The organism is Pseudomonas fluorescens (genome assembly GCF_004683905.1).
Classification (GTDB): domain Bacteria; phylum Pseudomonadota; class Gammaproteobacteria; order Pseudomonadales; family Pseudomonadaceae; genus Aquipseudomonas; species Aquipseudomonas putida_A.
This window is the reverse complement of record NZ_CP038438.1, coordinates 5245728-5265060: the sequence shown is the minus strand read 5'-3', so window position 1 is coordinate 5265060 and position 19333 is coordinate 5245728. Positions and strand designations below refer to the sequence as shown.

17 protein-coding genes are annotated in these 19333 nt (G+C 61.9%); 10 read left to right on the top strand and 7 right to left on the bottom strand.

From position 1 onward, the window contains the following. Positions 1–17 precede the first annotated feature (17 nt). The gene (locus E4T63_RS24295) at positions 18–1355 is read left to right on the top strand and encodes a DEAD/DEAH box helicase (protein ID WP_135296623.1); all 1338 of its coding nucleotides are present in this window, start codon (positions 18–20) and stop codon (positions 1353–1355) included. A gap of 187 nt (positions 1356–1542) precedes the next feature. Here E4T63_RS24295 and E4T63_RS24290 read toward each other — a convergent pair whose 3' ends face one another. Next, positions 1543–2790, bottom strand: a complete 1248-nt coding sequence (locus tag E4T63_RS24290) for a TIGR03862 family flavoprotein (RefSeq protein WP_135296622.1) — start codon at positions 2788–2790, stop codon at positions 1543–1545. 281 nt (positions 2791–3071) lie between these two features. Next, a complete protein-coding gene (locus E4T63_RS24285) occupies positions 3072–3992 on the bottom strand; it encodes a histone deacetylase family protein (RefSeq protein WP_135296621.1) in 921 nt (306 codons plus the stop codon). Between the two features lie 82 nt (positions 3993–4074). On the opposite strand from E4T63_RS24285, the gene E4T63_RS24280 reads away from it, so the two are divergent. The 3 genes from E4T63_RS24280 (at position 4075) to E4T63_RS24270 (ending at position 6209) form a co-directional block, all read left to right on the top strand. Next, positions 4075–4644 carry a GNAT family N-acetyltransferase gene (locus E4T63_RS24280; RefSeq protein ID WP_027612866.1) on the top strand — a complete coding sequence of 190 codons (570 nt, stop codon included), beginning with the start codon at positions 4075–4077 and terminating at the stop codon, positions 4642–4644. Positions 4645–4749: 105 nt separating this feature from the next. Beyond that, the gene (gene tesB / locus E4T63_RS24275) at positions 4750–5619 is read left to right on the top strand and encodes an acyl-CoA thioesterase II (protein ID WP_003228466.1); all 870 of its coding nucleotides are present in this window, start codon (positions 4750–4752) and stop codon (positions 5617–5619) included. Continuing rightward, the gene (locus tag E4T63_RS24270) at positions 5616–6209 is read left to right on the top strand and encodes an HAD family hydrolase (RefSeq protein WP_135296620.1); all 594 of its coding nucleotides are present in this window, start codon (positions 5616–5618) and stop codon (positions 6207–6209) included. Before tesB ends, E4T63_RS24270 begins: the two co-directional genes overlap by 4 nt. Positions 6210–6326: 117 nt before the next feature. On the opposite strand, the gene E4T63_RS24265 is transcribed toward E4T63_RS24270, so the two are convergent. The 4 genes from E4T63_RS24265 to E4T63_RS24250 all read right to left on the bottom strand — a co-directional run bounded on the left by E4T63_RS24265 (position 6327) and on the right by E4T63_RS24250 (position 10914). Next, the gene (locus E4T63_RS24265; RefSeq protein WP_135296619.1) at positions 6327–7277 is read right to left on the bottom strand and encodes an alpha/beta fold hydrolase; all 951 of its coding nucleotides are present in this window, start codon (positions 7275–7277) and stop codon (positions 6327–6329) included. Continuing rightward, the gene (ypfJ, locus tag E4T63_RS24260) at positions 7278–8168 is read right to left on the bottom strand and encodes a KPN_02809 family neutral zinc metallopeptidase (RefSeq protein ID WP_135296618.1); all 891 of its coding nucleotides are present in this window, start codon (positions 8166–8168) and stop codon (positions 7278–7280) included. It lies immediately after the preceding gene. A 189-nt stretch (positions 8169–8357) separates the two neighbouring features. Then, entirely contained in the window at positions 8358–9191 is an 834-nt protein-coding gene (locus E4T63_RS24255; protein ID WP_135296617.1) for an aldo/keto reductase, read from the bottom strand. Continuing rightward, positions 9175–10914: an FAD-dependent oxidoreductase gene (locus tag E4T63_RS24250; protein WP_135296616.1), complete on the bottom strand. Its 1740-nt coding sequence runs from the start codon at positions 10912–10914 to the stop codon at positions 9175–9177. Before E4T63_RS24250 ends, E4T63_RS24255 begins: the two co-directional genes overlap by 17 nt. A 176-nt stretch (positions 10915–11090) precedes the next feature. Between E4T63_RS24250 and E4T63_RS24245 the strand changes: the two genes are divergently transcribed. The 4 genes from E4T63_RS24245 (at position 11091) to E4T63_RS24230 (ending at position 14913) form a co-directional block, all read left to right on the top strand. After that, the gene (locus E4T63_RS24245; protein ID WP_135296615.1) at positions 11091–11867 is read left to right on the top strand and encodes an IclR family transcriptional regulator; all 777 of its coding nucleotides are present in this window, start codon (positions 11091–11093) and stop codon (positions 11865–11867) included. A 223-nt stretch (positions 11868–12090) separates the two neighbouring features. After that, a complete protein-coding gene (locus E4T63_RS24240; RefSeq protein ID WP_135296614.1) occupies positions 12091–13152 on the top strand; it encodes a Gfo/Idh/MocA family protein in 1062 nt (353 codons plus the stop codon). A 2-nt stretch (positions 13153–13154) separates the two neighbouring features. Continuing rightward, entirely contained in the window at positions 13155–13970 is an 816-nt protein-coding gene (locus tag E4T63_RS24235) for a sugar phosphate isomerase/epimerase family protein (protein WP_135296613.1), read from the top strand. 64 nt (positions 13971–14034) lie between these two features. Beyond that, the gene (locus E4T63_RS24230; protein ID WP_134787382.1) at positions 14035–14913 is read left to right on the top strand and encodes a DMT family transporter; all 879 of its coding nucleotides are present in this window, start codon (positions 14035–14037) and stop codon (positions 14911–14913) included. Between the two features lie 127 nt (positions 14914–15040). On the opposite strand, the gene E4T63_RS24225 is transcribed toward E4T63_RS24230, so the two are convergent. After that, a complete protein-coding gene (locus E4T63_RS24225) occupies positions 15041–16378 on the bottom strand; it encodes an MFS transporter (RefSeq protein ID WP_123588933.1) in 1338 nt (445 codons plus the stop codon). Between the two features lie 269 nt (positions 16379–16647). Here E4T63_RS24225 and quiC point away from each other — a divergent pair, with 269 nt between their 5' ends. Beyond that, a complete protein-coding gene (quiC, locus tag E4T63_RS24220) occupies positions 16648–18549 on the top strand; it encodes a 3-dehydroshikimate dehydratase QuiC (RefSeq protein ID WP_098965733.1) in 1902 nt (633 codons plus the stop codon). Between the two features lie 102 nt (positions 18550–18651). Then, positions 18652–19329 (top strand): TetR family transcriptional regulator, encoded by a 678-nt coding sequence (locus E4T63_RS24215; protein ID WP_027612854.1) that lies wholly within the window; start codon positions 18652–18654, stop codon positions 19327–19329. The last annotated feature ends 4 nt before the right edge of the window (positions 19330–19333 follow it).

The following is a 19333-nucleotide window of genomic DNA, read 5'->3' as shown; positions in this document are numbered from 1 at the left end:
TTTCCTACGGTACTCCCATGACTTTCGCCACCCTTGGCCTGATCGAACCCTTGCTGCGCTCCCTCGAGAAGCTCGGCTACCAGACTCCAACGCCGGTCCAGGCGCAAGCCATTCCGGCCGTTCTGGCCGGTCGCGACCTGATGGCTGCGGCCCAGACCGGCACCGGCAAGACCGCCGGTTTCGCCTTGCCGCTGCTGCAGTTGCTGGCCATGGAAGGACCGAAAGTGGCCGCCAATTCGGCGCGTGCACTGATTCTGGTGCCGACCCGCGAGCTGGCGGAGCAGGTTCATGAGTCGGTGCGCCAATACGCTGAAAACCTGCCATTGCGCACGTATGCGGTGTACGGCGGCGTCAGCATCAACCCGCAGATGATGAAGCTGCGCGGCGGCGTTGATGTGCTGGTCGCCACGCCTGGTCGCCTGATCGACCTGTTCCGCCAGAACGCGTTGAAACTCGATCAGTTGCAAACCCTGGTGCTCGATGAAGCCGACCGCATGCTCGACCTGGGCTTCTCCGAAGAACTGGCGAACATTTACCGCATGTTGCCGAAGAAGCGCCAGACGCTACTGTTCTCCGCGACCTTCTCCGACGACATCCGCCTGCTGGCCGGGCAGATGCTCAACGATCCGCTGAGCATCGAAGTCAGCCCGCGCAACGTCGCGGCCAACACCGTCAAGCAGTGGGTGGTGACGGTGGACAAGAAGCGCAAGCCGGAACTGTTCGTGCACCTGATGCGCAAGAACAAGTGGAAGCAGGTGCTGGTGTTTGCCAAGACCCGCAATGGAGTGGACGCGCTGGTGGAAAAACTCCAGGGCCTGGGTGTGAACGCCGACGGTATCCACGGCGACAAACCGCAGGCGACCCGTCAACGTGCGCTGGATCGTTTCAAGCTCAGCGAAGTGCAGATTCTGGTGGCCACCGACGTCGCTGCCCGTGGTCTGGATATCGAAGATTTGCCGCTGGTGGTCAACTTCGACCTGCCGATCGTCGCCGAGGATTACATCCACCGCATCGGTCGTACTGGCCGTGCGGGCGCGACGGGCGAGGCGATCTCGCTGGTGTGCGCGGATGAAGTAAACATGCTCTCGGCAATCGAGATGCTCACCCGCCAGACCTTGAAGCGTCAGAACGAGCCGGATTTCGAACCTGAGCACCGCGTGCCGGATACCGATGCCAGCGGTCAGGTGATCAAGAAGCCGAAGAAACCGAAAAAGCCGAAAGCATCCGGCGGCGGTGGCAAGCGCAATCTGGGCAAGTGGGTCGACAGTGGCGACACCCAGGCGCCGGAGCCGTCGATCAAGCCTGTGCGTAAAGTGCCGGTGTTCAATACCGGGCCGCGTAAGCGCAAGCCTTAAAGCCAAAAGCCCCTCATCCTAACCCTCTCCCGGAGGGAGAGGGGACTGATTGGAGGATGCTTGAATTCTACGCCGACCTGATTCTGCTGCTGTGAATCCACAATCGACTCGGTCTTTCAGGTCGATGTGTTACGCCAGACACCTCGGTCGGCTCCCTCTCCCTCGGGGAGAGGGTTGGGGTGAGGGTTCAGGCAGGCACCTCGGACTTGAGCCACTGCAACATTCCAATCCCCGCCGCCCGCCCGCTGGCAAAACACCCGGTCAGCAGATACCCGCCCGTCGGCGCTTCCCAATCCAGCATTTCCCCCGCGCAAAATACGCCCGGCAACGCCTTGAGCATCAAACGTTCATCCAGCGCTTCGAACGTCACGCCACCGGCACTGCTGATCGCTTCGTCAAGCGGACGGGTTTTCACCAAGGTCAGCGGCAACGCCTTGATCGCCCGCGCCAACAACGCCGGATCAGCGAAGGTTGCTGCGTCGGTCAGCTCGCGCAACAACGCCGCTTTCACCCCATCAATTCCGACCTGACTGTGCAGATGCTTGGCCATCGAGCGTGAACCGCGTGGCTTGCTCAACGCTGCCTGCAATTTATCCACAGGTCGGCCGGGCAACAGATCAATGCGCACGGTGGCTGAACCCTGCGTATTGATCGCCTCGCGAATCGGTGCCGACAGCGCATAGATCAGGCTGCCTTCGACCCCGGTTGCGGTAATCACGCATTCGCCCAAGCGTGGCACGTCGTCGTTCAAACCGATGGCGACATTTTTCAGCGGTGCGCCGGCGAATTTGCTGACAAGGAACTCGCTCCAGGCCTGCACCTCGAATCCGCAATTGCTCGGCTGCAACGGCGCCAGTCCTACGCCTTTTTGCTCCAGGGGCAGCATCCACGCGCCATCCGAACCCAGCCGCGACCAACTGCCACCGCCGAGGGCGAGCAGGGTGGCGTCGGGTTTGACGGTGATTTCGCCGTCGGGGCTGGCGATGCGCAGCGCATCGTGTTCATCCCAGCCGAGCCAGCGATGGCGGGTGTGGATAACCACGCCGCTGTCGCGCAGGCGTTTGAGCCAGGCGCGCAGCAGCGGCGCGGCTTTCATGTCGGTGGGGAACACTCGGCCGGAGCTGCCGATAAAGGTTTCGATGCCCAGTTCATGAATCCAGCGGCACAACGCGTCGGCGTCGAAACCGCGCAGTAACGGCGCGATCTGCGGCGCGCGTTCGGCGTAGCGCGCGAGGAATGCCGGGTAAGGCTCGGAGTGGGTGATGTTCATGCCGCCGACCCCGGCCAGCAGGAACTTGCGCCCCACCGAGGGCATGCCGTCGTACAGATCGACGCGCACGCCGGCCTGGCTCAGCACTTCGGCGGCCATCAGGCCGGCGGGGCCACCGCCGATGATGGCGACGTGAGCGGGGTGGGAGGAGGAGTTCTGGGTCATGGCGTGCGCTGCGGTATGGCGGGATAAGGCGCGCATTCTAACAGCGCAGACCTTTGTAGGAGTGAGCCTGCTCGCGATGGCGGTTGATCAGGCGACATAAGTGCTGAATGTCGGTCCGCCATCGCGAGCAGGCTCACTCCTACAAGGAGATCGAAGTGAATTCAGTATGTGGTCAAAAAATAACCATCGCGCTGTACGCCATGTTCGCTGTGGGCTGTAGTCCCTTTCGCTCAGGTTATCCACAGGCCGTTCCACAGCGATTGTGGGTAACGCAGCACAGCTTAGTGACAACCGTGTGACGTCCAGACCCGTTGCGCGCTGTGATGCAGGATGCCGTGGCGGCGGGCGAGGGCGTGGCGATCCTTGCTGTAGCCGCCGCCGATCACGCCGACTACCGGGATGTCGCGGCCCAGGCAATGGCGCATCACGCTTTCATCGCGGGCGGCGACGCCTTCGTCTGTCAGCTGCAGATAACCGAGGGCGTCGTCCTTGTGCACATCGACCCCGGCGTCGTACAGCACCAGGTCCGGTTGATACAGCGGCAGCAGGTAGTTGAGGGTGTCATCCACCACCTGCAGATAGTCGGCATCGCCCATGCCGTTGGGCAGTGGGATGTCCCAGTCGCTTTCGGCCTTGCGTGCCGGAAAATTCTTTTCGCAGTGCAGGGAAACGGTAACTGCCTCCGGGGTGTCGTGGAGGATCCGCGCGGTGCCGTCGCCCTGATGCACGTCGCAATCGAAGATCAGCACACGGTTCACCCGACCGCTTTGCAGCAGGTAATGGCTGATGATCGCCAGGTCGTTGAAGATGCAGAACCCGGCCGGGTAGTCGTAGTGAGCGTGATGGGTGCCGCCGGCGAGGTGACAGGCCAGACCATGCTCGAGGGCTTTTTTCGCCGCCAGAATCGAGCCGCCGACCGCCCGCACCGTGCGCCGCGCCAAGGCTTCGTTCCACGGCAGGCCGAGGCGCCGCTGGTCTTCGCGAGACAACTCGCCGCTCATGTAGCGTTCGATATAGCTACGGTCATGGGCCAAGGCGAGGATGTCGTTGGGGCAGATCTCGGGACGCAGCAGGTCGGCGTCGCGGGTCAGGCCGCTGTCGACCAGGTGGTCGCGCAGCAAGCGGAATTTGTCCATCGGAAAGCGGTGATCCGCCGGAAACTCGGGGCTGTAGTCTTCGTGGTAGATCAGCGGCAGGGGCATGGCAACTTCATGTAGGAACGATGGAAAGAGTGAACGATCCTACCAGCGATGTAGACTTGCGGCATGGAAATGGAGGGGCATGATGGAGCCGATTCAGCAACTCGAAAGCGCACGCCTGCTGATGCGTCAGTGGCGCGACGAGGATTTGCCGGAATTTGCGGCGATGTGCGCCGATCCTCAGGTGATGCGTTACTTTCCGGCCCCGCTCAGCCGTCTCGAAAGTGCGTCGATGATCGGCCGGGTGCGCGGGCATTTTGCCGAGCACGGTTTCGGTCTGTGGGCGCTGGAGCGCAAGGACAGCGGTGAGTTCATCGGTTTCACTGGCCTGGGTGTGGTCGGTTTCGATGCGCCGTTCACCCCGGCGGTGGAAATCGGCTGGCGTCTGGCCCGCGAGCATTGGGGGCTGGGCTATGCCAGTGAGGCGGCGTGGACGGCATTGCGCGCAGGTTTTGATCGGCTGGGGCTGAAGGAAATCGTGTCTTTCACCGCCCAGAGCAATCTGCCGTCGGAGAAAGTCATGCAGGCGATTGGCATGCAGCACGATCCGGCCGATGATTTCGATCACCCCAAACTTGCCGTCGATCACCCGTTGCGGCGGCATCTGTTGTACCGAATTACCAGGGAGCAATGGCTGCAAACCCTGCATGGCTAAGCCGACACGGACGTTTACAATGGCGCGACAGTGGCTCGCGCCAGAACCTGAATGGGCCGCCGCAGCCAAGACTGCGCGGCATAGCGTTGTGTGAGGAGAGTCTGAATGAGCCAAGTGTTGGAAGATCTGGTCGACCTGCTGACCCTGGAGCCAATCGAGGAAAACCTGTTCCGTGGCCGCAGCCAGGACTTGGGTTTCCGTCAGTTGTTCGGTGGTCAGGTACTCGGTCAGTCGCTGTCGGCGGCCAGTCAGACGGTTGAAGAGGCGCGCCACGTGCATTCGATGCACGGTTATTTCCTGCGTCCGGGCGATGCCAAGTTGCCGGTGGTGTATTCGGTGGATCGCGTGCGTGACGGCGGCAGCTTCAGCACCCGACGGGTCACAGCGATCCAGAAGGGCCACCCGATCTTCACCTGCAGCGCTTCGTTTCAATACGACGAGGCAGGCTTTGAGCACCAGAGCCAGATGCCGGTGGTGGTCGGCCCGGAAAACCTGCCGTCGGAGCTGGAACTGACCCAGCAACGCGCGCACCTGATCCCCGAGCACATGCGCGAAAAATTGCTTTGCCCGAAACCGATCGAAGTGCGCCCGGTCACCGAAAAGGATCCGTACAACCCGCAGCCGGCCGATCCGGTGAAATACGTGTGGTTCCGTGCCGACGGTGCGCTGGCGGATATTCCGGCGCTGCACAAGTACCTGCTGGCCTACGCCTCGGACTTCGGTCTGCTGACCACCTCGATGCTGCCGCACGGCAAGTCGGTCTGGCAGAAAGACATGCAGGTCGCCAGCCTCGATCACGCGCTGTGGTTCCACAACGATCTGCGCGCCGATGACTGGTTGCTCTACGCGATGGACAGCCCGTGGGCCGGCAATTCCCGGGGGTTCTCCCGTGGCAGCGTGTACAACCGCGCCGGGCAACTGGTGGCGTCGGTGACCCAGGAAGGCCTGATTCGTCACCGCAAGGATTGGGCATGAGCCTGAGCGATGTGAAGCACTGGGTGTTCGACATGGACGGCACCCTGACCGTCGCCGTGCATGACTTTGCGGCGATCCGCGTGGCGCTGGCGATTCCGCCCGAGGACGACATTCTCACCCACCTCGCGGCGCTTCCCGCCGATGAAGCCGCGGCGAAACACGCGTGGTTGCTGGAGCATGAGCGCGATCTGGCGCTGGGTTCGAAACCGGCTGCCGGTGCGGTGGAGCTGGTGCGTGACCTGCACGGGCGCGGTTATCGGCTCGGCATCCTGACGCGCAATGCGCGCGAGCTGGCGCATGTGACACTTGAAGCGATTGGCCTGGCCGACTGCTTCGCCGTGGAAGATGTGCTGGGCCGCGATGAAGCGCCACCCAAGCCGCATCCCGGCGGGTTGCTGAAACTGGCCGAAGCCTGGAACGTACCGGCCAGCGAAATGGTGATGGTCGGGGATTACCGTTTTGACCTGGATTGCGGGCGGGCGGCCGGGGCGCGTACGGTGCTGGTGAATCTGCCGGACAACCCGTGGCCGGAGCTGACGGATTGGCATGCGCAGGATTGTGTCGAGTTGCGGCGGATGCTTTCGGTCTGAGATCTTTATTGTCTGATCTGGCCTCATCGCGAGCAGGCTCACTCCTACAATTGGAATGCGTTTCCCCTGTAGGAGTGAGCCTGCTCGCGATGGCGCCTCAACAGTCACCACAAGTCATTAATCAAACAGCGCTTTCAGCCCCTCCGGCGACGTCAACATCCCATCGCCGTTATGCCCGACCCCGGGCACTTCAACCAGCCGCTGATTGACCCCTTCCGGATGCCGGCGCAGCAGGTAGCCGAAAAACAGCTTGCCGCGTTCCAGCCGATACGCGCCTTGTGCCTCGGCGGCGCAACTCTTGTCCAGCGCCGGATGTTGCGGGTCTATGTCCTGCTGCCCCAGCAGATAAATCACCTCGCGTTTGATGTAGCTGCTCTCAAGCTGCATCGGCGTTTGCCCACCGGCGTACACCGGCATGTCGGTCAACCCGTACTTCCAGCGATTGAAACCCGGGCACTGTGCGTGATCGAACGCCATCGGCCGCTGTTCGTTGAAATACGCGTACGACGACGGATTGGCCACCACATAGCGCAGGCGAATGCCGTTGGCCTTCAGCGCCGGTTGCTCCTTGGCCAGCAGGGCGTAGCGCTGCACCACTTGCCCGCCGCCGGAATGGCCGAAAATCACGATCTGCTGCACATCCGGAAACTGCTTGCGGTCGCTGACCCGGGCAACGATGGCGTCAAGTGCCGCGTAGGAACTCAGCGGCTTCGGTCCTGTGGATAACCCGCCGCCCATCCACTCGTTGCCTTTCCAGCGCAGCAATGTGTTGGGCAGGGAGTACAGCGCGACGTCGCTTTCGTTGAGAAACTGCGGCGCGATCACCAGTGTGTGCGCGGTTTGCCCGGCCAGTTCGGTGGCGCGCTCGGCACTCTTGCGATAGGTCTCGGCATTGCGCAGCCGACCGTGAATGACGATCAGCACCCGCTCGATTTTTTCCGGTGCCGGGCTGATGCCGACGGCCATTTCGCCGGCCTCGAATTGCAGGCGCCCGGGGCTGATGGCATCGACGCCCGCCGCGTGCGCGTTACCGCCGATGATCAGTAAAGCCAGAAGCCATTTGCGCATTTACAGGTTTTTCGCCGCGAAGGTATCGCACTGGCCGACTTGGCCCTGGGCGAAACCGGTTTTGAACCAGCGCACCCTTTGCGCCGACGTGCCATGGGTAAACGAGTCCGGCACCACACGGCCCTGACCCTGTTGTTGCAGGCGATCATCACCGATGGCGTTGGCCGCATTCAAGGCCTCTTCGATATCGCCCGGCTCCAGCCAGTTCAAACGCTTCTGCGCGTTGTAGGCCCAGACGCCGGCCAGGCAGTCGGCCTGCAATTCCTGACGCACCAGCAAACCGCCGTCGCCCTGCATCTGCCGGCCCTGCTGACGGGCCGTCTGAATTTTTGCCGAGACGCCGAGCAGCGTCTGCACATGGTGGCCGACTTCGTGCGCGATCACGTAGGCCTGGGCGAAGTCACCGGCGGCCTTGAAGCGCTGGGCCATTTCCTGGAAGAAGGCCATGTCCAGATAGACTTTCTGATCCGCCGGGCAGTAGAACGGGCCGGTCGCCGAAGTCGCCAGCCCGCAAGCGGAATTCACCCGGTTGCTGAACAGCACCAGGGTCGGGTCCTTATATTGGCGCCCGGCCTGCTGGAAGATGGCGCCCCAGGTGTCTTCGGTATCACCAAGGATCGAACGCACGAATTCGGCTTGCTGGTCGTTGGCCGGTGGCGCCTGGCGGGTTTGCGTCGAGGCCGGTGCCGATTGCTCGGTCATTTGCCCAGTGAGCTGGCCGAGGATCTGCAACGGATCCTGTCCGGTGATCCAGCCGATGCCGACGATCAGCAGGATCGCCCCCAGGCTCAGGCCTTTGCCGCCACCGAACCGCATGCCACCACCGCCGCCGCTATCATCGCCACGGGCATCGACGACGTTGTCACTGCGTCGGCCTTTTTTCCATAGCATGTGGTAATCCTCTTTCTGTACGTGGTGATGAGTGTTGCTGGTGTGAGAGTGTGGCGCCAGTCCGGTCGTCCGTCTATTGGCGTACACGCAAACAGGCCCGGCCTCGGGTCGAGAGGGCGGGCCTGTTATTGACGAGCGCGTGGGCGACTAATTCAATCCGTTGGCGGATTTCTCCTTTCGGACTGTAAGTCAGCGATCAAAGGCATCCCACACCGGGGCGAAATCCGGGCTGACCTGACGCTGGTTTTTCGGCAGTGCGGCGATCAGTGCGCGGTCTTCAGCGTCCAGCTCAACCTGCAGCGAAGCCAGGTTCGCCAGTTGATTGGCCCGGCTGCTGGCTTTGGGAATCGCCGCGACGTTGGGCTGATCCAGCAGCCATTTCAATGCCACCTGAGTCGGCAGCACACCGTGTTTTTCGGCAATCTGCTGAATCTGTGGAATCTCCGAGACCTTGTTACGCGCCAATGGCGTGTAGGCCGTCAGTGCCAGATCGTGTTGGCGGGCATAGTCGAGCAGGGCGTTCTGGCCGAGCAGGACGTGGTACTCGAGCTGGATCGCTGACAGAGGGATGCCGTATTCCTCGACGACTGTGCGCAGCAGCGGCAGCGGAAAATTCGCCACGCCGATGTTGCGAGCCAGACCTTGCTCCTTGAAGGATGCGAGGGTTTCAAGCGTGCGCGGCAAGTCCCAGTCAGTGCTCGGCCAATGGATCATGAACAGGTCGACGTACTCGCTGCGCAAGGCCTTGAGGCTTCGTTCCATCGAGTGGCGCATGGCGTCGGGTTGCAACTGATCCCACCAGACCTTGGTGGTGACATGAATCTGCTCGCGGGGTGTCGGTGTATTCGCCAATGCTTGTCCGACCGCGTCTTCGTTGTTGTAGGCCGCTGCCGTGTCGATGTGCCGGTAGCCGAGTTCCAGGGCCTGCTCGACGGCACGGGTGCATTCGTCGCCGAGCATCGGCCAGGTGCCGAGGCCGAGTTTCGGCATGTTCAAACCCTGGGCGTTAACGATGTGCTGCATGGTCGATCTCCTGTTCGAAAGCAGTGATGCCGGCGATATGCCGAGCGGCGATGTAGCCGAAAGTCAGCGCCGGGCCGAGGTTGATCCCGCCTGCCGGATAGTGCCCGCCCATGATGCTGGCCATGTCGCCACCGGCGGCGTAGAGCCCGGCGATGGGCTGGGCATGGGCATCGAGCACTTGCGCCTGCGGGTTGACCTTGAGCCCGGCAAAGGTGCCGAAGCAGCCCGGTTGGATTTTCACGGCATAGAAGGGGCCTGTCTCTATTGGGGCAACGCAAGGGTTGGGAAGGTTCGCCGGATCGCCCTGTTTGCGGTTATAGGGCGTTGCGCCGCGACCGAACGACGGGTCCTCGCCGTGGCGTGCATGGCGGTTGTAGTCCTCCACCGTCTGGCGCAACCCGCTGGGGTCGATGCCGCAGGCGCTGGCCAATTCTTCAAGGGTGTTGCCGGTTTTCAGATAGCCGCTGCGGATAAATCCTGACACCGGCAGGGGAAATGGCCGCGACATGCCCAAGCCATAACACCGTTGAAAGGCACGGCTGCAGATCAGCCACGAGGCGACTTCTTCGCCTTCAGGCGTGGCGGCAACCATGGCGCTGACGTAGTCGTAGTAACCGTTGGCCTCGTTGACGAAGCGCTGGCCGTTGCGCAGTACGCCGATGATTCCCGGTTTGCCGCGTTCGATGATGTGTGGGAAATGGCCGATGCTGCCGTCAGCATGCGGCACTTGCGAGACCGGCGCCCAGGCCACGGGCGACGCCAGCTCGGTATTGACCGTGGCACCGACGCTTTCGCCCAGACGCAGGCCATCGCCATTCACCGCCAGCGGCGGCAGTGCCCAGTGTTCATGACCCGTGGGCGTGCGCGGAAACAAGGCCTTGCGCCGTTCGACGTCGTTGGCGAATCCGCCGGCGGCCAGCACCACGGCTTTACGTGCATGAATGCGGATCGGGCCTTTGGCGCTGCTGACCACTGCGCCGCAAACCCCTGCTTCATCACGCAGCAGCTCGGTCACGGGTGCCGACTCCCATAACAAAACGCCAAGGTCCTCGGCGGACTTCGCCAGCCTTGCGACCAATGCCACCCCGTTGACCAATTGCATGGCCCGGCCGTGTACCGCCAGATCGAGCAAGTGTCGGGTAAAACGACGGGTTACATGCCACGCGGCTTTCAGCGAACGGGTGAGATTGAGGAACGCCGAAAGGTCGGCGCCGGCCATGATCGGCATGCCCATGAAGGACGTTTCGCGCATTGTTGTACGCAGGCGCCTGAGCAGGCGTCCGACTGTTCGTCCGTCGTAAGGCGCCGCGATCACCGAGCGACCGCCCGTGCCCGCGCCGGGCGTATCGCCATGAATGTCGGCAATGGCGTTGCCGTCGGCAAATTGCAGAGCGGTGTGCTGTTCGAAGAACGCGACCATGTGCGGCCCGGCGGTGAGGAAAGCGTCGACCATTGCCGGGTCGTAATGCTCGCCGAGTTCATGGCGCAGGTACGTGCGCGGCTGCTCGACGTCTTCGATAATGCCGGCGCGTCGGGCCAGCGGATTGCACGGCACCCATGCCCAGCCGCCGGACCACGCGGTGGCACCGCCGAACACCGGATCTTTTTCAACCACGATGACCTTCAGGCCGTGCCATGCGGCAGTGACCGCTGTGGATAAACCGGCGGCACCGGAGCCGACGACCAGAACGTCACAGTCGATTTCGGGAAGTTCGGCAGGCATCAGGCAAAGCTCCGCAGCTGGGTTTTATTGGAATCAGGTTCCGGAAATTAACCAATGATGTGCAGCTGCAACAAGGCATGGTTCAGTAAAGTGGGCGGTTATCGCACAGTCAGTTCCGGATTTCGCTTTGTCTCGGATGTCTTCTAGAATCGGCAAAATTTCACTTGGACCTTCCCATGGCCGGCAGTCAGATCGAACGGGTTTTCAGCGTGCTGGAAAGCCTCACCAGTGAGCCGCGCGGGCTGCCGATGCAGACCCTGGCCGAGCAACTGGACATCCCGAAAAGTGCCACGCACCGGATGCTCGCGGAGCTGATTCGGCTGGGCTACGTGCGGCAGAATGCCGACACTCTGCGCTATCACCTGTCGACCAAACTGGTGGCGATGGGGTTTCAGTACCTGTCGAGCAGCGGTGCTGACATCGTGCAGCCGGTGCTGGATCGACTGGCGCAGGAAACCGGCGAACTGGTGCGTCTGGGGGTGATTGATGGCGAGCGCCAGACCTGGATCGCCAAGGCGCAGGGCGCACGGACGGGCCTGCGTTATGACCCGGATATGGGTCGCGATGCGCCGCTGTTCTACACCGCTTCCGGGCACGCGTGGCTGGCGTGCATGAGCGATGCCGAGGCGTTGTCGCTGGTCGAGCGCCAGGGCGCGGAAGTACCGGTGGGCGTCGGGCCGAATGCGCCGCGCTCCAATATCGAACTGCTGGAGCGCCTGCGCCTGGCGCGGGAACAGGGTTATGCCTGTGTCGAGGAAAGTTCGGCGGTGGGCACCTCGGCGATTGCCGCGGTGGTCAAGCATCCGGTTGACGGGCGAGTAATCGGCGTACTGAGCATTGCCGGGCCGAGCGCACGGATGCCCGTCGCGCGGCTGCATGAATTGGCGCCGCTGCTGATGAAGTTCACGGAGGAATTGTCGGCGGCGAGCCTGGCGTCCGAATTGTTCGTCTGACTCGCACCGATCCCTGTAGGAGCTGCCGCAGGCTGCGATCTTTTGATCTTGAAAATCAAAGTCAAAAGATCGCAGCCTTCGGCAGCTCTACAGGTTGAGCATCAAGTACGAAGTTGTGCGGTGTCCGCACGGTTTTCCCATCACTGGGTGTTTGATTGTGGAACGCGGTTCTAAATTGTTGCTGGAGTGACATTTCCAACAACAATCACAAGAGGATCGCCCCTTGACTTCGCCCCTTCGTATCGCCCTGATTGGCGCTGGCAACATGGGCCAGCAGCATTACCAGCACCTGCAAACCCTAGAAGAAGCCCGGTTGTGCGCAGTGGCCGATCCCGGTCCGCAGGCTCCCGCGCTGGCGGCGCAGTGGGGCGTGGCGTATTTCGCCGATCACCGGCAGATGCTGGAGCAGGTACGGCCCGATGCGGTGATCGTGGCCAATCCGAATAATCAGCACGTCAGCACGGCGCTGGATTGCCTCGCCGCCGGGGTTCCGGTGTTGCTGGAGAAACCGGTCGGCGTGCACCTGGATGAGGTGCGTGAGCTGGTGGCGGCGGTCAAACGCTGTGGCGTGCCGGTGCTGGTCGGCCATCATCGGCGGCACAATCCGCTGATCGTGCGCGCCCATGAGTTGTTGCGCAGCGGCGCGCTCGGGCGGCTGACCACGGTTACCGCACTGTTCCAGTTACGCAAACCCGACCGTTATTTCGAGATCCCGTGGCGCCGTGAACCGGGGGCGGGCCTGTTGCTGACCAATCTGATTCACGACCTCGATCTGCTGCGTCATCTGTGCGGTGAAGTGCAATCGGTGCAGGCCGTCACCGACAACGCGGTGCGGGGTTTTGCCAACGAAGACAGTGTCGCGGTGTTATTGCAATTTGCCGGCGGTGCACTGGGCACGCTGAGCGGTTCCGATGCAGTTGCCGCGCCGTGGAGTTGGGAGCTGAACTCCGGGGAGAACCCGGTCTATCCGCGTCAGGACGATCAGCCGTGTTATCTGCTGGCGGGCACCGCCGGGGCGCTGAGCATTCCGCAACTCAAGCGTTGGCATTACGCTGCCGATCAAGTCGATGCCGGTTGGCACGAACCGCTGATCGCGCAGCAAGAACAGTGTGAGGCAGGGGACGCGTTGCGGTTGCAGCTGCAGCATTTTGTGCAGGTCGCGCGGCGTGAGGTCGAACCCTTGGTCAGTGCCGCCGATGCCGCGCGAACCCTGGCGCTGGTCGAGGCGATTCGTGAAGCGGCGGCCAGCGGCCGTGCCTGTTCCCCGGCAGCGGTCGAGGCTTGAGCATGAACGAACGAATCCTGTCTCTGGCCAGTCTCACCGTACTCGAATTGTCGCCACCGCAAATGGTCGAGGTGGCGGCGCGTGCCGGTTACAGCCATGTCGGTCTGCGCCTGGAGCCGGCGACGGCGGAGGAATATCACTTTCCATTGGTGGCCGATGGCGGCTTACGGCGTCAGACGTTGGCGCGTTTGCGCGACACTGGCATCGCTGTGCTCGATGTGGAAATCCTGCGTCTGAAACCGCACACCGTGGTTGCCGATTTCGAGAAGCTGCTGGCCGTCGGCGCGGAGTTTGGCGCCAGTGAATTACTGGTCGCCGGCAATGATCCTGACGAGCAACGGCTCACCGACAACTTTGCCGCGCTATGTGATCTGGCGGCGCCTTACGGTTTGCATCCGCATCTGGAGTTCATGCCCTGGACCGATGCGTGCAACCTCGAACAGGCGTTGCGCATCGTTGCCAATGCCGACCGGGAAAACGCCGCGGTGCTGGTCGATGCCTTTCATTTCGATCGCTCCGGTTCACGGCTGGAGGATCTGGCCCACGTCGCACCTGCGCGCCTGCGTTATGCGCAATTGTGTGATGTGGCGGGACCGAGACCGGCGGACATGGCCGAGATCTTGCGTCAGGCGCGCAATGAGCGGCGGTTTCCCGGCGAGGGCGATTGTGACCTGCACGGTTTGTTGCGCAGTCTGCCAGCTAATATTCCACTGAGCCTGGAGATCCCCACGGTAAAACTGCTGGAGCAGGGCGTCAGCGGATTGCAACGAGCGCAGATGGCGCTCGACAGGACGCGGGAATTGTTGGCGCAGTTATAAGTCAGTTTTTGTGGCGGAGCGCCAGCGTCCCCGCCACTGTTCATTTTTCCTTCAGAGATATCCAATGACCGTCAGCACCCCGCTCTCCGGTGTCAACCAACCCTTCAAGGGGATCTTGCTGATTGTCGTGGCGACTTTCCTGTTCTCCAGCCACGATGCGCTGTCGAAATACCTCTCGGGTTTCTACCCGATCATCATGGTGGTCTGGGCGCGGTATCTGGTGCACACCTTGCTGATGGCGGGGATTTTCCTGCCACAGTCGGGGTTGCGCGTGCTGCGCACCAAACGGCCGTTGTGGCAGTTGGCGCGGGCGCTGTGCCTGCTCGGCACCAGTCTGTTTTTCACCACGGCGCTGCTGTATATCCCGCTGGCCGAGGCCACGGCGGTCAACTTTCTCGCGCCGGTGCTGGTGACGGCGCTGTCGGTGCCGTTGCTCAAGGAGCGGGTGACGCGCGGGCAGTGGATCGCGGTGATCTGCGGTTTTATCGGGGTGCTGATCATCGTCCATCCGGGAGGTGAATTGTTCACTCCGGCGGTGCTGCTGCCATTCTGCTCGGCGTTGTTTTTCTGCTTCTATCAACTGCTGACGCGCAAGCTCGCGGAAATCGACAGCCCGACCACCAGCAACTTCTTCGCCGGGTTGTGCAACACCTTGGTGATGAGCGCGCTGGTGCCGTTCTTCTGGCAAGTGCCAACGTTGTCTCACGCCGTGTTGATGCTGGCGCTGGGCAGCTGCGGGATGACCGCGCACCTGTTTCTGACCCAGGCGTTCCGCCATGCCGCGCCGGCATTGCTGGCGCCGTTCGGTTATTGCCAGATCGTGTTTGCCGGGTTGTTGGGGTGGGTGGTGTTCAACCACACGCCGAGTCTGTTGACGGTGATCGGCATTGCGGTGATCTGCTGCAGCGGCCTGGCGGCGGCTTGGCAGCAGAGCCGCAGATGAGAGAGATAAATAACCCTGTGGGAGCGGGCTTGCTCGCGAAGGCGGTGGATCAGTCGACATCTTCAGTGACTGACTAAATGCTTTCGCGAGCAAGCCCGCTCCCACAGGGGGGAGGGGTGCAGGCAGGTTATTCGGTGACGTCTGGAATCTTGCGCGGTGCCATGAAGTACATCCAGGTCAGGGCAATGAAGTACATCGCCGGGATCAGCGTGAACAGCACCGTGTAGTTGTTATGGGTGACGGTCAGGATGTGGCCGACGATCTGGGTCATGAACATCCCGCCGATCGCTGCGCACATACCGCCGAAACCGAACACCGTGCTCATCATGTGCTTGGGCGTGTAGTCCATCACCAGGCTCCAGATGTTCGCGGTCCAGGCCTGATGCGCGCCGATGGCCAGGGAGATTGCCGCGACGGCGACCCACAGATTGCTCGAACCGGCGGCCATGATCACGCCGATGATGCAGCATGCGAACAGGAACATCGACAGCAGCCGCGCTTTGATCGAGTTCATGCCGCGACCGATCAGGAACGAAGACAGAATCCCGCCGCCCACGCTGCCGAAGTCAGCGGTGACGTAAATGATGATCAGCGGAATGCCCATCTGGGTGACGTTGATACCCAGGTTGTATTGCTGATTGAGAAACGGCGGCAGCCAGTACAGGTAGAACCAGAACACCGGCGCGGTCAGCGAATAGGCGAGGGCGAACGCCCAGGTGCCGCGCATGCGCAGGATGCGTGAAAACGGTACGCGGGCCTGTTCCGGTTCGACTTCCTGCTGGATGTACTCAAGCTCGGACTGTTTAACGCTTGGATGGTCTTCCGGGTTGAAGTACTTCAGGCCCCAGAACAGCAACCAGATCCCGCCCAGTGCCGACATGCACAGGAACGCCGCCTGCCAGCCCCACACGTGCAGAATCAGCGGCAGCAGCATCGGCGTGAACATGGCGCCGACGTTGGTCCCGGCGTTGAAGATGCCGGTGGCCACGGCGCGTTCACCGGCGGGGAACCACAGGCGCGTGGTTTTCACGCAGGCCGGGTAGTTGGCCGCTTCGGTCAGGCCGAGGATGAAGCGGCAGACCATGAAGCCGACGGCCGAAGTCGCCAGACCGTGGGCGCCGGTAGCCAGGCTCCAGAGCAGCACTGCGCAGAAGAACACGCGTTTCACGCCGACCCGGTCGATCAGGCGTCCCTGCAGGACGAAACCAATCGCGTAGCCGACCTGAAACCAGAAGTTGATGTTGGCGTAATCCATCGCCGTCCAGCTCATTTCCTTGGCGAGGATCGGCTGCATGACGCCGAGGGCTGCGCGGTCGATGTAGTTCAGGGTCGTGGCGAAAAACACCAGCGCCAGCATGCCCCAACGGGTCTTGCCGACAGCCATGGCGCCGCGGATCTTGTCGCCGATGCCACCCGTGGCAGTGCTCATGGCCGGGGCCATGCGGGAAGTCTGTGAAGGAATCATTGTTCCACCCGTTTTTGAATTTGTTATGTGGTGTTGTTTGCACGCACTGCGACCGAAGGTTCATTTCCGGACTCAATGTGAAGTCGATGGTGGGCAGTGGACGAAAAATCGTCAATTCGCCGAAACGCCATAGTGTTCGATAATCGCACGCAAAACTAACCGGCTGGTACACTTTAAATTGCTGCTGAAGACGATGCAGCCAATAATTTCCTCACGATAAAAAATGATCCCCTGTAAAAAAAACTGCAGCGCAGTCCGGGAGTAGCAACATGCAGCGTTCCATTGCCACCGTTTCCCTGAGCGGCACCCTGCCGGAAAAGCTCGAAGCCATTGCCGCCGCCGGGTTCGACGGCGTCGAGATCTTCGAGAACGATCTTCTGTATTACGACGGCAGCCCGCGGGAAATCAGGCAGATGTGCGCTGACCTGGGGATCGCCATCACCCTGTTCCAGCCGTTCCGCGATTTTGAAGGCTGCCGCCGTGATCGGCTGGCGCGCAATCTGGAGCGGGCCGAGCGCAAATTCGACCTGATGCAGGAGCTGGGCACCGATCTGGTGCTGGTCTGCAGCAACGCCTCGGCGGACAGCGTCGGCGACCGGCAGATTCTCGTCGATGATCTGCGGCTGCTGGCCGAACGTGCCGGCGCTCGCGGGTTGCGTATCGGCTATGAAGCGCTGGCCTGGGGCCGGCACGTCAATACTTATCAACAGGTCTGGGACATTGTTCGCCAGGCCGACCACCCGGCACTCGGCGTGCTGCTCGACAGCTTTCACACCTTGTCGCTGAAAGGTGATCCAAGCGCGATTGCCGACATTCCTGGCGACAAGATCTTCTTTGTGCAAATGGCCGACGCGCCGATCCTCGCCATGGACGTCCTGGAGTGGAGCCGGCATTTCCGTTGCTTCCCGGGGCAGGGCGAATTCGATCTGCCGGGGTTCCTCGCGCCAATCATCCAGAGCGGTTACACCGGGCCGTTGTCGCTGGAGATCTTCAACGATGGCTTCCGCGCCGCGCCACCACGGGCCAACGCCGCCGATGGTCTGCGTTCGCTGCTGTATCTGGAAGAGAAAACCCGTCAGCGCCTGGAACAGCAAGCAACGCCAGTGGCCAACCGTGAAATCCTCTTCGAAACGCCGCCGGCCAGCGAGTACAACGGCATCGAGTTTCTCGAGTTCGCCGTCGACGAAAGCCTCGGCGCCAAACTGAGCAACTGGCTGGAGCGCCTGGGCTTCGTCAAGGCCGGGCAGCACCGCTCCAAGAGTGTGAGCCTGTTGCGCCAAGGCGATATCAACCTGATCCTCAACGCCGAACCGTATTCGTTTGGCCACAGTTTCTTCGAAGCCCACGGCCCGTCGCTGTGCGCCACCGCCGTGCGGGTCAAGGACAGCGCCAGCGCCCTGGCCCGCGCCGTCGCCTACAAGGGCCAGCCCTATCGCGGCCTGGTCGGCCCCAACGAACTGGAACTGGCAGCGGTGCGTGCGCCGGACGGCAGCCTGATTTATCTGGTGGATGAGGCGGCGGACGTTTATGGCACCGACTTCAATCTGCTGCCGAACGCTCAGGCCCGTGGCGGCCTCAAGCGCATCGATCACATGGCCATGGCGCTGCCGGCCGACAGCCTCGACAGCTGGGTGCTGTTCTACAAGAGCCTGCTGGATTTCGAGGCCGACGATGAAGTGGTGCTGCCCGATCCGTACGGTCTGGTGAAAAGCCGGGCGTTGCGCAGCCGCGACAGCTCGATCCGTCTACCGCTGAACATCTCCGAGAATCGCAACACCGCGATCTCCCACGCGCTGTCGAGTTATCGCGGCTCCGGTGTGCATCACATCGCCTTCGATTGTGATGACATCTTCGCCGAAGTCAGCCGCGCCAAAGAAGCCGGTGTGCCGTTGCTGGATATCCCGCTCAACTATTACGACGACCTCGCCGCGCGCTTCGATTTCGACGACGAGTTCCTCAGCGAGCTGGCGTACTACAACGTGCTCTACGACCGCGACGCGCAGGGCGGCGAGTTGTTCCACGTGTACACCGAGCCGTTCGAGGGGCGCTTCTTCTTCGAGATCATCCAGCGTAAAAACGGCTATGCCGGTTATGGTGCGGCGAACGTTGCGGTCCGTCTGGCGGCGATGGCCAAATCACGCAGCGGTGCGGTGCGTCAGGCGAAGTTGTAGGAATTTCGTAAACGCGGGATTAAACACGAGCCGCGTGGCTTCCTTCACTGTGCAGCGCGGCCCATAATCGCCAACCTGTGCAGTGATGGCCGTGAGCCCGCAATGACAATGACTTCAGAACTCCCCGCCGCTCCCGTCGAATCCGGTATCGAGCCGCGCAAGAGTCGCAAGAACAACCCGGAAAAAACCCGCGAGAACATCCTGCAGGAGGCGATCGTCGAGTTCGTCCAGCAGGGCTTGTCCGGCGCCCGCGTCGACGCGATCGCCGAGCGTATCCACACCTCCAAACGCATGATCTATTACTACTTCGGCAGTAAGGAGCAGTTGTACGTCGAGGTACTGGAGAAACTTTACGGCGACATCCGCAGCACCGAAAACCGCCTGCACCTGGCCGAGTTGCCGCCGGTGGTGGCGATCCGCCGACTGGTGGAGTTCACCTTTGATCACCACGACCGCAACGTCGATTTCGTGCGCATCGTCTGTATCGAAAATATCCACAACGCCGAGTTCGTGAAGCGTTCGGACACGATCAAGGCGATGAACAATACGATCCTCGATTCACTGGGCGAGATTTTGCGTCGCGGTGCCGAGGAGGGTGTCTTCCGCGCCGGGCTGGACGCGCTGGATGTGCACTTGCTGATCAGTTCGTTCTGTTTCTACCGCGTCTCGAACCGCCATACGTTCGGGGAGATTTTTCAGATCGATTTGCCGGACGAAAGCATCAAGCAGCGTCATCGCGAGATGATCTGCGAGTCGGTGTTGCGCTACTTGCAGCCGTGACACC